Annotated in this window: 8 protein-coding genes; all 8 read left to right on the top strand. The window is 66.5% G+C overall.

Annotated elements, in window-relative coordinates:
• Window positions 1-27 precede the first annotated feature (27 nt).
• A complete protein-coding gene (locus Q1K49_RS01915) occupies window positions 28-1,566 on the top strand; it encodes an ABC transporter substrate-binding protein (RefSeq protein ID WP_300522148.1) in 1,539 nt (512 codons plus the stop codon).
• A gap of 292 nt (window positions 1,567-1,858) precedes the next feature.
• Complete coding sequence (locus Q1K49_RS01910) at window positions 1,859-2,806, top strand: ABC transporter permease (RefSeq protein ID WP_300522146.1); 948 nt, start codon at window positions 1,859-1,861, stop codon at window positions 2,804-2,806.
• Complete coding sequence (locus Q1K49_RS01905) at window positions 2,803-3,648, top strand: ABC transporter permease (RefSeq protein WP_300522143.1); 846 nt, start codon at window positions 2,803-2,805, stop codon at window positions 3,646-3,648. Before Q1K49_RS01910 ends, Q1K49_RS01905 begins: the two co-directional genes overlap by 4 nt.
• A gap of 16 nt (window positions 3,649-3,664) precedes the next feature.
• Window positions 3,665-4,795: an ABC transporter ATP-binding protein gene (locus Q1K49_RS01900; protein WP_300522141.1), complete on the top strand. Its 1,131-nt coding sequence runs from the start codon at window positions 3,665-3,667 to the stop codon at window positions 4,793-4,795.
• A complete protein-coding gene (locus tag Q1K49_RS01895) occupies window positions 4,792-5,766 on the top strand; it encodes an oligopeptide/dipeptide ABC transporter ATP-binding protein (RefSeq protein WP_300522138.1) in 975 nt (324 codons plus the stop codon). Before Q1K49_RS01900 ends, Q1K49_RS01895 begins: the two co-directional genes overlap by 4 nt.
• Window positions 5,767-5,843: 77 nt before the next feature.
• Window positions 5,844-7,457, top strand: a complete 1,614-nt coding sequence (locus Q1K49_RS01890; protein ID WP_300522136.1) for an amidohydrolase family protein — start codon at window positions 5,844-5,846, stop codon at window positions 7,455-7,457.
• A gap of 291 nt (window positions 7,458-7,748) precedes the next feature.
• Window positions 7,749-8,894: an alanine racemase gene (gene alr / locus Q1K49_RS01885; RefSeq protein ID WP_300522133.1), complete on the top strand. Its 1,146-nt coding sequence runs from the start codon at window positions 7,749-7,751 to the stop codon at window positions 8,892-8,894.
• Window positions 8,895-9,627: 733 nt separating this feature from the next.
• A complete protein-coding gene (locus Q1K49_RS01880; RefSeq protein ID WP_300522130.1) occupies window positions 9,628-12,768 on the top strand; it encodes a PD-(D/E)XK nuclease family protein in 3,141 nt (1,046 codons plus the stop codon).
• Window positions 12,769-12,815 lie beyond the last annotated feature (47 nt).

Here is a 12,815-nt window from a genome sequence, read left to right as displayed (position 1 = left end):
GGTCCCATTTGGAGAGGAGTGAAGGAAATGAAAAGGAAGATCGCGCTTGTCTGTCTCGGCGTCCTGTTGACTCTGGGCCTCGTCGTTCCCGCGACCGCCCGGGAGCTGGTCATCGTGGCGGCGGAGGAGATCGAGAACACGGACATCCAGCAGTGCACCACCAGCTTCGCGACACACGACTTCATCTACGCCCCCATGCTCGTTCTCGACGGCGACATGACCCTGCAGAAGGGATACGTGTCGGACTGGAAGGTCTCCGAGGATGGAAGGGTCATCACCATGACCATTCCGGAGGGGCTGAAATTCTCCAACGGCGACCCCGTCACGGCGGAGGCGGTGATGCGCTCCTTCGCGCGCTACGCGGAGACATCCTCCTTCGGGGCGGATTTCAAGAAGGACTGCAGCTTCAGCGTGAACGGCAACGACTTCATCATGACCTGGACGGACTCCCCTGCCGCGAACTTCGTGGACATGGCGAGCGCCTTCACGGGCCTGGTGAACGTGGCCGCCGCGGAAAGCACGGACAAGGACGCATTCGCCCGCAAGGCCGTGACGTTCGGTCTCTTCGCGGTGGACGAGTGGGTCCAGGGATCGCACATCATCCTCAAACGCAATCCGTACCACCGGACGAACATTCCCTTCGTGGAGAACAAAGGCATCGCCCTCGTGGAATCCGTGCGGGTGCGCTTCGTCCCCAGCGGCTTCACCCGCGTGTCGGAGATTCAGGCGGGCAAGGCGGACATCGCCTTCAACATCCCCATCGAGAACGTGGACGAGCTGGAGAAAAACGACGACATCGAGATGATCCGCTATCTCCTCGCGGGAGGGAGCATGTACTACCTGAACGACAAGGTCCCCGGGCTGAATGATCCCGCAGTGCGCCAGGCGATCATCCGGGGCATCGACAAGGAGGAACTCGTGGCGGTTCTGGACGACAAGGCCCAGGCCCGGTACGGTTTCATGCCCCCCACCATGTCGGGCTACAGCGAGGCCGCGGAGGAAGCCTTCTCCCGGGACTTCGGCTACGACATGGAAAAGGCGAAGGAGCTTCTTGAGACCGCGGGGTGGACGGCCGGCAAGGACGGCGTCCGCGAGAAGGACGGCGTGCGGCTGAGCTTCACCATGATGGTTCCTCTGGACATTCCCGAGATGGCCTCCACGGCGCCGCTGATCCAGGCCCAGCTCAAGAAGCTCGGCATCGCCGTGGAGATCCGGGAGTTCGAGCACAACTACGTGAAGAACCAGACGCGCAAGGGTGAGTACGAGATCGCCGGACGACGCTACAACTGGCCCGACGGCAGCATGGTGAACTACCTTTTCGAATCGACCTACAAGTACACGAGCGACCCCGAGGTGGACGAGGTGCTCAAGGTCGCCGTGAACGAGACGAACCCGGCGAAGCGCATGGAGCTCTACGCAAAGGGACAGCGCCTGGTTCTGGAGAAGGGGCTCGGCGTTCCGCTCCTCACGCCCTTCCGCTACCTTGCGTTCAGCAAGCAGATCAAGGGATACAAGATGACGGGGAATACGATCCTTCTGCTCAACGACGTGGAGTTCGTGAAGTAGAATACCTGCCTTCGGGACGCGCCGGAGACGGACGGGGAAATTCCTTCCGCCGCCCGCGCGTCCCGCCCTAAAACATCTCCGCGGCGGGCATTCGCCCGTGAAGCCCCCCGGGGAACGACGCGGGGACGGCGTCTCTGTCGCTCGCCGCGCGACTTTTTCCCGTCACGGCGGCGGGCATTCGCGGAACTTTCTTTCGGGAACGTTCCGGCGGGCATTCGCCCGTGAGGGCAACCTCCGGGGAACGACGCGGGACGGGGAAGGCGGAACAAGAACGACGGAAGGAGGATCTCCGTTGGGTGATTTTCTCGCGTTCACGGCAAAACGTCTCTTCCAGGGAGCACTCGTGGTGCTCACGGTCTCCTTCGTGCTCTTCTCCATCATGCACATGATGCCCGGAGATCCGATCCAGCTCATCGACAATCCAAGGGCATCGGAGGAGACCATCGAGCGCCTCCGCAAAGAATGGGGACTCGACAAACCCTTCCTGGTGCAGTACGGCTACTGGCTCGGCAACGTCCTCCGGGGCGATCTGGGAAGATCCATCACCACGGGGCAGTCCGTGACGTCCCTCATCGCGGGGCGCTTTCCCTTCACGCTCAAGCTCACCCTCACGGCACTGCTGCTGCAGTATCTCGTCGCCACGCCCCTCGGACTCTGGGCGGCCTACAAGCGGGACTCCTGGTTCGACAAGTGCTGCGTGGTGGTCACATCGGTCCTCCGGGCCATTCCCTTCTTCTGGCTGGGCATCCTGCTCATTCTCGTCTTCAGCGTCCGCTTCGGCCTTCTTCCCGTCTCGGGGGCCTCGGGACCGGCGTCCTACATCCTGCCCGTGCTGACGCTCATGCTCCCCCGTCTGGCGGAGACGCTGCGCATCACCCGCTCGGAGGTGCTGGAGATTCTCCGGGAAAAGCACGTGGCCACGGCCTACGCCAAGGGACTGAGCGAGCGGGCCGTCATGATCCGCCACGTGCTGCGCAACGCCCTCGTGCCCGTGACGGTCATGTTCTTTCTCGCCGTTCCCTGGCTCATCGGAGGCTCCATCATCACCGAGACCATCTTCGCCTGGCCGGGCATGGGGCGCCTGCTCTGGAAATCCGTGTCGGTGCAGGACTTCCCGGTCGTGCAGGGCATCGTGCTCCTCATCGCCATCCTCACCGTGGTGAGCACCACCCTGGGGGACCTCCTCACGGGACTGCTGGACCCGCGCATTCGGGTGGAGCTGAGGAGGGAACAGGCATGAAGACGGAAGCGTTCCGCGCCCACCTGGGCGAGGCCTGCCGCAACAGAACCTTTCTTGCGGGGTTCCTCATTCTGGCGAGCGTGGTGGTGGTGGCTCTCTTCGCCGACCGCATCGCGCTCCGTCCCTACGACGAGATCAGCGTGCGGGAGAAGCTACAGCCCCCCTCGGCGTCCCACTTCTTCGGCACGGACCATCTCGGGCGGGATCTCTTCTCCCGGGTGATCCACGGCTCCCGAATCACCCTGAAGATCGGCGTCATCGCCGTGACCATCCAGGTGCTTTTGGGAGTCACCCTGGGACTTCTCGCCGGTTTCTACGGCGGCTGGCGGGACAAGGTGATCCTCTTCTTCACCGACGCCACCTGGGCACTGCCGCCGACGATCCTCGCCATCGCCATCTGCGCCGCCCTCGGCCCGGGGCTGACGAACGTGATCATCGCCGTGGCGCTCGTCTCCTGGGCGCGGTTCACCCGCGTCATCCGTGCCAAGACCCAGAGCATCAAGAATCTTCCCTTCATCGAATCGGCCCGGGCCTTCGGCGAGAACGACGCGGCGCTCCTCTTCCGCTACATTTTCCCCAACGTGGTTCCCGTGACCATCGTGCTGGCAACCCTTTCCCTCCCCGCCACGATCATCACCACCACGGCCCTGGGCTTCCTCGGCCTCGGCGCGCAGCCGCCCTCGCCGGACTGGGGCGTGATCCTCTCGGACGGCATGACCTACATGACCCGCGCCCCCTGGCTGAGCGTCTTTCCGGGGTTGGCCATCATCTACGTGGTGCTCGGCTTCAACCTCATCGGCGAGGGACTCCGGGATCTCCTCGATCCCCGGCTGAAGATCTGACGGGAGAGACGGAACGATGACGAACGTGTGGAACAACCCGAACGGACACGAAAAACGCCTCCACCGCCACGAGGGAGGAAACGGCACCGCCGGAGACGCTCTTCCCGGGGGCGGGGCAAGAAGCGGAGGCGAATCCCTGCGCACGGAGCCGGGCGGTGCCGACGGAACGCCACTCCTTTCGGTGGAGAACCTGGCGGTTTCCTTCCGCACGGCCCGCGGAACGAGCCGCGCCGTGGACGGGGTGAGCTTCTCCATCCGCCCCCGGGAGATCTACGCCCTGGTGGGCGAATCGGGATGCGGCAAATCGAGCACCGCCCAGGCCGTCATGGGCCTTCTCTCGGAGACGAACGCGCCGGGACGGCGCATCACCGGGACGATCCGCTTCGGGGAGCGGAATCTTCTCGCTCTGCCGGACCGGGAACTCTCCGCCGTCCGGGGAAGCCACATCGGCATGATCTTCCAGAACCCGCTGGACTCCCTGAATCCCCTCTACACCGCGGGGTACCAGACCTGCGAGGCGGTTCTCCTGGACGGCCTCGCCAAGGCTTCCGCGATGCGGCGGGTACTGGAGCTCTTCCGGGGCGTCCGCCTGGCGGATCCGGAGCAGAAGCTCCGAAGCTATCCCCACGAACTCTCCGGCGGCATGCGCCAGCGGGTGATGATCGCCATGATGCTCGCCCGGCACCCAAAGCTGCTCATCGCCGACGAGCCCACCACAGCGCTGGATGTCTCGATCCAGGCCCAGATTCTCGACCTGATGCTGGAACTGCGGAGGAGCTTCAACATGGCGATGCTCCTCATCACCCACGACTTCGGCATCGTCTCCGAGACGGCCGACCGGGTGGGCGTCATGTACGCGGGCAAGCTCGTGGAGGAGAACGAGGTCTTCGCCCTCTTCGACGCGCCCCGGCATCCCTACACGCGGATGCTCATGCGCGCCCTCCCCCGGGGGACCAAGCAGGGCGGTCGGCTGGAGAGCATTCCCGGAACCCTGCCGGATCCTACGGAGCCGTACCGGGGGTGCCTCTTTTTCGAGCGCTGTCCTCTGCGCGTGGAGCGCTGTGCGACGGAGGAACCCCTCCTGCGCCGTCTCGGAGAAACCCATCGCGTGGCCTGCTGGCGCGCGGAAGAGGAGGAACAGCCATGACCGGCGCGCACCCCCTGCTCGACGTGCGTCACCTGAAGAAACACTTCCGCGTCTCCGGCGGTTTTCTGCGGAAACCGGGCACGGTCAGGGCCGTGGACGACGTGAGCTTCCGTCTCGCCGCGGGGAAGACCCTCGGCCTCGTGGGCGAGAGCGGCAGCGGCAAGACCACCGTGGCCCGGCTCGTGCTGCGTCTTCTGGCCTGTACTTCCGGGGAGATCCTCCTGGACGGAGAGAACCTGGCCACCGCTCCTCCCGGGGAGATGAAGCGCCTGCGCCGGAAGATGAGCGTGGTCTTTCAGGACCCGAACGCCTCGCTCAATCCGCGGATGACCATCCGCCGCTCTCTGGAGCGCCCTCTCCAGGTCAACCAAGAGGGCACGGCAAATCCGGAGGAGCGGATCCTGGAAGCCATCGCCCGGGTGCATCTCCGGGAGGAAGTGCTGCACCGCTACCCCCACCAGCTCTCGGGAGGCCAGCAGCAGCGGGTCTGCGTGGCCCGGGCCATGCTCCTGCGCCCCAGGCTGCTCGTGCTGGACGAGCCGACCAGCGCCCTGGACATCTCCGTCCAGGCCCAGGTGCTCAATGTCCTGACGGACCTGCAGCGCACCCTCGGCCTCGCCTATCTCTTCATCTCCCACGACCTGAACGTGGTGCGCTACGTGAGCGACCACACGGCGGTCATGTATCTGGGAAGGATCGTGGAGACCGGTCCCTCGGAAATGGTGTTCGAAAACGCGCTGCATCCCTACACGCAGGGACTCTTCTTCGCATCGCCCCCGACATCGCCCAGAGAGCGCGGGCGCAGGCGGGCCCTGCTCTCCTCCGATCCGCCAAGCCTGCTCGATCTTCCCCCCGGGTGCCGCCTCGCACCGCGGTGCCCCTACAGAACCGACCTGTGCGACACCGAGGAACCCGCCATGAGAGAGGCCGCTCCGGGACATTTCGTGGCGTGCCACCGGATTTCGGAATGAGCAGCCTCCGGGCGGAACGACATCCTGCCGCCCGGAACGGAGAGACCTTCGGACCCCGACGACAAGGAGACGATACCGTGTACGACCTGCTCATTCGCAACGCGACGATCTACGACGGAACGGGCAACGAAGAGGCCCTGCACGGCGCCGTCGCCATCGCGGGAGATACCATTGCCGCCGTGGGACACTGCGACGGAACGGCCCGCAGAATCCTCGACGCCGACGGGCTCGTCGCCTGTCCCGCCTTCATCGACATCCACTCCCACGCGGATCTCAACATTCTTGCCAAGCCCACCGCGCCGAACTACCTGAAAATGGGCGTCGGCACCGTGGTCACCGGCCAGTGCGGCATCTCCATGGCGCCTCTCGGAACGACGGAGGAGCTGTTCGCCCTCTCGAAAAGCAGCACCGGCGGCGCCGTGCCGGAGGATGCGCGTTTCCGGTGGACCTGGCGCGGCTTCGGCGAGTTCTGCCGCCTCGTGGAGGAGATCCGCCCCGGCGTGAACATCCTCCCCATGGTGGGACACGGCAGCGCCCGAACCGCCGTGAGCGGCTTTCGGAAGGAACCCCTCGGCGGGGGGGACATCGCCCGCCTGGTGAACCTGCTCGACGAGGCGCTCCGGGAAGGCGCATGGGGCGTCTCCACGGGGCTGTTCTATCCTCCGGGGTGTTTCTCCTCCGAGGAGGAGATGGACGCCGTCTTCCGCCTTCTGGGGCGGAGAAAGGCGCTCCACGCCACCCACATGCGCGACGAGAGCGACTTCGTGGTGGAGTGCGTGGCGGAGAACATCGCCCTGGCGCGACGCTGGGGCTTTCCGCTCCAGATCTCGCACCACAAGGCGTCGGGCCGGAAAAACCGTGGGAAGGTCCGCACCACCATGGAGATGCTCCGTCGCGCCAGGGACGAAGGCCTGGACGTCGCCTGGGACGCCTATCCCTACCACGCCAGCTCCACGGGAATCACCATCTGTCTTCCCGACAAAGCTCTGGAGGGGGGCAAGGAGGCGATGCTCGCCCGGCTCCGCGATCCCGACACGCGAACCGCGCTGCGGCGGGAGATGCTGGAGAATCCGCACAGTATCTTTCCCCGGGAGTCGCCGCCGGAGTCGATCATGATCGCCAATTGCCCCGCCCTCCCCCGCGACCAGGGGCGCATGCTGAGCGACATTCTCGGAAACGGGTCTCCCGAAGAACGGACGGAACGTTTCTTCGACTGGCTTCTCGCCTGCGGCGGCGACGCCCGGGCCATCTTCTTCGCCATGGACGAGGAGGACGTGGCATACGTCATCTCCAGGCCCGGAACGATCATCGGCTCGGACTCGCGGATCGCCGATCCGGCGGACGACGGCGCGCCCCATCCCCGGGTCTTCGGCACCTTTCCCCGTTTTCTGCGCCATTTCGTCCTGGAGCGAAACCTTCTGTCCCTCGGGGAGGGAATCCACCGCATCACGGGCCTTCCCGCCAAGAGACTCGGCCTGCGGGACCGGGGCGTTCTTCGCCCTGGAGCCAGGGCGGATATCGTGCTCTTCGATCCCTCCCGCCTCGACGGGGGCCCCGGATTCGGCGAGCCCCCCCGCTTCGCCGAAGGGATCGTTCATCTCTTCGTGAACGGGGTCGCCGCCGTGGAGGAAGGGCGCCTCACCTCCAGCCGCTCCGGCCGGGTCTGCCTGAAGACATCCACAGGGGCGTGACCTTCGAACCGCCTCCCATCCTCCGGCACGCTCCCGGAGCTGCACACCGCTTCCGGAACGGAAAACTCCGCCGAAAAACGTGTTTCGCTGCTTCCGGAGAATCGCCCTCGCCCGCCCGGGGCCGCTTTCGCCAGGGACCGGGCGTCCCGCCGGATCATTCCGTGCGCTTCTCCGGAAGCGGCGAAAAGCGGCACGGTACCCGCGAAAGAAGACCGGGTTGTACAATTTGGACGGACAGACAACACATCTTGCACCGAAGGACATTGTCCTGCCGAGGAGGCACGTTCCCCCATGGAGAGCCGGTTTCAGACAGATCACGATATCCAGCGCTTCCACCCCACCCGCATGGAAGTCTCCCTCTCCGGCCTGAGACGAAACTACGCGACCGTCCGGAGACTTCTGTCCCCACAGTGCGACATCATGGCCGTGGTGAAGGGCGACGCCTACGGACTGGGCATGCATCCCGCAGCGGAGGTTTTTTTCGGCGAGGGGTGCCGTCGCTTCGCCGTGGCCACGATCGACGAGGGGCTCTCGCTCCGGGTGGCGCTGCGAGACGTGGAGATTCTCCTCCTGGGAATCCCTCCCGTTTCCGCCACCGAGGCGGTGGTGCGGCAGAACCTGTGCGCCACCTGCGGCGACATGGCCTTCGCCTCGGCGCTGCGCGACGCGGCGAAGGCGGTGGGCAGGCGGGGACGGATCCATCTGAAGGTGGACACCGGTCTCGGGCGGATCGGCTTTTTTCCGGACGAACTCGTCGAGGCGGTCCGAACGATCCTCGCCTGGGGCGACCTGGAAATCGCCGGGATCTATACCCACTTCGCCACCGCCGACGAGGAGAACCTGGACTACACGCGGGCGCAGTACCGGCGTTTTGCGGAGAGCATCGAGGATCTGGAGCGCAACGGCATCTCCCTTCCGCTGCGGCACGCCTGCAACAGCGCGGGGCTCATCAACGTCCCCGAGGCACATCTCGACGCGGTGCGCGCGGGGCTTCTCCTCTACGGCTACCGGAGCGGCTTCGAGAACCGCGTCGTCCCCAAGACACCCACCGTTACCGTGAAGAGCACCCTCGCGTCCGTCCGGACCCTTCCGCCGGGGCATCCCGTGGGATACGGCCTGCGCTACGTCACCAGGGGCACCCAGCGGCTCGGCATCATCCCCATGGGCTTTCACGACGGCCTGGTGCGCTCCATGAAAAACGCCCAGTTTCTCCTCCGGGGACACCGCGTCACGGCGGTGGGCGCCATCTGCATGGACTCCGTCACCGTGGACCTCACTGCCCTTCCGGACGCCGCCGTGGGAGACGAGGCGGTCTTCATCGGTCGCCAGGGGGACGAGGAGATCACCGCCCAGGAAGTGGCGGACCGTCTGGACACCATCGTCGCTCAGGTCTTTTCCTTCTTTTCTCCCCGGGTGAAGCGCATCTACCTCGACTGAGGCGCCCCATGGGCGCTCTCGATCCGATCCACTCACGCCGCCGGAATCCGTGACGAGGCGGGCGCTTTCTTCGGAAAACGAACCCGCCTCTCCCCTTCCCGACAACGCGCTCCCGCCCGATGCGTCCTCATTGCCATCGCCATGTCGCACCCTTTGCGAGCATAAGCGCCGATGCGCAATGAGCCCTCGTTTCCTTCCGGGGCTCCGTCCTCCGACACCGGACTTCCCCCGGCAGATGCCGGTCCACTCACCAAGAACCACCGCGCTCCCTTCATCTTCATGAAGACGTCGCCCCTGTTCGTCATGGGTGACTTTTTTCTCGTCCCGCTCAGGGGCGACAAGATCACTGTCGGTTACACCAAGGCACACATTCCTAGCCTCCGCCATGTGCTCCTTTGCTATAATCGAAGCCACCTCTACGTGGAAGCCATACATGAAACGAAACGTGACGTACAAGGAGTTTTCCCAGAAAGGCAGGAAACTCTTCGGGCGCATCACCCGAAGGTCGTGAAACGCGAGGGAACATGTAAAGAAGTCTTTCCAGAGCCTGCGCGTCGTTCTGCCCCTGCGGCGGGGCCCAAAGGGATGCGCGCCGGACACAGCTGCCGCGCCTCGGCATGGAGGAGGAAGTTCTCTGTCCCTGACCATTTCCACCTACTACAGTCTGACGGAACTGCGGGAAGGGCTCGCCCGGCACGAGGCGACGCACAGGAGCGCACCGCCGGTCTTTCTGGTGCCCTCCTCGGAGGATCGGGCGCTGCTCCGGGCGTTGCTTCCCGAACCCGCGACGCTTTCCCGGGAGCGACCGCGGATTCGGCTCTGGAACGATCTCTACCGCGATGCGGCGGACCTGCTCGCTCCAGAGGAGATCCTGCGGCGACAGATCGATCCTCCGGACCATCACCTCATTCTCTCCCTGCTGGTGGCGGAGGAACGCCGCACCGCCGCGGGAACAGTGCCCCCGCCGCTGCGGCACCGCGGTTTCGTGACGATCCTGGGCGAACAGATCCGGGAGCTGCTGCGGGAGGACGTCTCCCCCCGGGACCTGGCACTCTCCCTGGGGTGCGGAGATGCCTGCGGCACCTTCACCTCCGCGGCGGAAGCGCCCTCTCCGCCTCCCTGTCCGAAGGACGACCCGGCGGCGGCACTCCTCTGCCGTCTCTACCACCGTTACCTGGACTATCTGGAGCACCAGGGACTCGCGGACAGCGCCGCCGTGCCCTCCCTGACGCGGGATCTTCTGGCGCGCCTCCGCACGGCGCCCGCTTCAATGCAGTCCCTTCCAGCGGAAGAAGGCCGGGCAATCCCCCGCCCCCAGGGCATCCGCGCCCTTCCTTCCGAGCTGGTGCTCGTGGGCTTTCTCTCCTTCACCTCCGCCCAGTTGAACCTGGTCCGGGAGCTCGCGGCGCTCCTTCCGGTGACGCTCTTCCAGCCCGATCCCCGCCTCGACGGCGTCTACGACGCCCGGGAACAGCTCCGGACCGCCAGCGGAACCGGCGGAGCGGAAGCCGCCCGAAAGGAGACTTCCGGAGCGGATGCGGACGGTGTCGCGAGCGTCTCCGGCGAAACGGAGACGCCACCGCAGAGGTGCCTCGAACTTCCTGTTCCCGACGTCTCCCGCCAGGCGGATCTGCTGGCCCGGGAACTGCTGCTCTGGCGGGAGAAAACGGGGCGCCTCGCCGCGCTGGGAGCCTTTCCGGGATGGGGGGAACTGGCCCTCCTGGCGACGGAACGCGCCGCGTCGCTCTTCACCTGGGCCTTCCGGCGCTACCGCATTCCTTTTGTCCGCGCCGCGGGCGAATCCGTCGCGGTGTCGCCCCTGGGGCATCTCCCCCAGGCGATCTACGGAGTCTTTCGGGAAAACTGGCCCCCCGCAAAGACGGCGCACCTTCTGGCCTCTCCCTGCCTGCTCGGGGAGCTGCACGCCCGGGAGTTTCTCCTCCGCGCCGCGAGCGGCCCGGGAGAGCGGGGAGAGAAGCTGGTGCGGCACTGCCTGGGGCGCCTTTTCCACCGGCACGAAGACGGCGCGGCGCTCTTCGAGACCCTCCTGGCCTTCTGCCGCCGCATCGACGAGGGGGACACCCCCCGAGGCCTTCTGGAAGCGCTACGCCTTCTTGCCTCGGGACCTCCCTCGTGGCTCTCCCGCCTCGCCGCCTTCGCCGAGGACGACCCCGACCTGGACGGATCGGTGCGCCTTCTCGCGGGAGCCCTCGCGGAACTGGAGCGGAAGTGTCTCTTCCTGGACGAACTCACCCCCTCCCTCGGAGAGGCCGGGGACGTGCGACTCCGAGGCGGAGACGCTCTGGCCTTTCTCGCCGAATGGGCGGAGAACGCCACCACTTCGCCTCCTCTCGGCACTGCGGAGAGCCTGCGGCTGTACGACCGACAACCGCCGGTTCTGGCGAGTGCGCAGATATGGATTCTCGCGGACGTCACGGCGGCCACCTGGCCCGGGGTACTCCGACAGGCCCCCCTGGCGGGAGAGGGACTCCGGAAGCGGGTGAACGAGACCCCCCGCACCAGAGGCGGGGCGATGCATCTTCCGCTGCTTGCGGAGCGCCGGTCGGCGCGGCAGGCCCTCTTCAGCCGCATGACCGCCCTCGGAGAGCGTGCGACGATCTTTCTGCGCCCCCTGGCGGACGACAAGGGACGCCCCCTCGCGCCGTCTCCCTTCGTGCAGCACCTCCGGGAGGACCCCCGATGGCATTTCGTCGATCCTGCCCCGCCGTGCAAAGCACCTTGCAACGGCAGTGACGGCGACGACCGGGACAAACCACGCGATGCACGCCTCCGCGGGGCGAAGGCACTCCCGCCGGGAGGTTTTCTTCCGGCGGAGACGGAAACGCGCTTCTTCCCCGCGGAGATCGGCCGGGACGACCCGCCCCTGTCCCGGAAACCCTTTCCCCGGGCGGCAACTCTGCACGTGACTCCGGCGGCGGAACAGGCCACCTGTGCCACCGCCTCCCTGAGCGATCTGGACACCTTCGTCTCCTGTCCCTTCCGCTACTGGTGCACCCGGGTGCTGCGCCTGGAAGAACCGCCCCGGGGGCTCTTTGACAGCGCCACGGCGGGACAGGCCCTCCACACGCTCTGGCAGCGGGTGTGGCAGCGCCTCGCCGAGGAGAAGCGCTTCACCGAAGCAGCGAATCCCCTGTTCTTCCGGGCCCTCGCGGAGGAGGAGTGGCGCCGTCTCTTTCCGGAAGAGGACGACGAAATTTCGTCTCCGGAGGCGCTCTATCCCCAGCTCGTGCGCGATCCCCGCCTCGCCGCCCACGCGGTGCGCCTGCACCGCCAGGTGCTCGCCCTGGCGGACGCCCAGGCCGCCACGGAGGCACGCCTCGTCGAGGCGAAGATCCGCCGCCGGGACGTGCGTCTGGAGGTACCCTGCCCGGATCTGACGATTCAGGGCGTCCTCTTCCGGGGGCGGTGCGATCGCATGGATGTTCTCGACGCGGGAACGGTGATCCTGGACTACAAGCTCGGCCGGGCGGCGCGCCTGCGCTCGCGTCTCCAGACCGCCGCCTACGCCGTGGCCTTCGGCCTCGATTCCTGCTGCGGCTTCGGCTTTCTGGGACACGGCGACGGCACGACGGCGGGAGTCTTCGCGCCGGAGGTGAAGCAGAGCTACACGGGCAAGGGAGCGACGAAGCGGGACGCCACGCCCGAGGCGCGCATGGAGGAGGCGCGCCGTGCGCTCGAGCGCATGGCGACGAGCCTGAAAGAAGGGCGCTTCGAGGCGGACTACGAGAGCGACCTCTGCCCCGCCTGCTCTTTCCGGGGGCTCTGCCGGAGGAGCGAGTACCGGGGCGAGGGGCACGGCGAGGAACCGGACGGACCGGAGGACTTCCCCGGAGACGGAGCGGACGATGCATAAACGACAGAAGTCCCTTTCCGAAGGGCTGGCGCCCCTCCTCGCGGGAG

This window comes from Aminiphilus sp., assembly GCF_029975095.1.
In the GTDB taxonomy this organism is placed as follows: Bacteria; Synergistota; Synergistia; order Synergistales; family Aminiphilaceae; genus Aminiphilus.
This window is presented reverse-complemented; position numbering and strand designations above follow the sequence as displayed.

Excerpts from the sequence above, each read along its gene's own strand:
- Q1K49_RS01900 (WP_300522141.1), top strand. The coding sequence starts at position 3,665 with ATGACGAACGTGTGGAACAACCCGAACGGACACGAAAAACGCCTCCAC.
- Q1K49_RS01915 (WP_300522148.1), top strand. The coding sequence starts at position 28 with ATGAAAAGGAAGATCGCGCTTGTCTGTCTCGGCGTCCTGTTGACTCTG.
- Q1K49_RS01905 (WP_300522143.1), top strand. The coding sequence starts at position 2,803 with ATGAAGACGGAAGCGTTCCGCGCCCACCTGGGCGAGGCCTGCCGCAAC.
- Q1K49_RS01895 (WP_300522138.1), top strand. The coding sequence starts at position 4,792 with ATGACCGGCGCGCACCCCCTGCTCGACGTGCGTCACCTGAAGAAACAC.
- alr (WP_300522133.1), top strand. The coding sequence starts at position 7,749 with ATGGAGAGCCGGTTTCAGACAGATCACGATATCCAGCGCTTCCACCCC.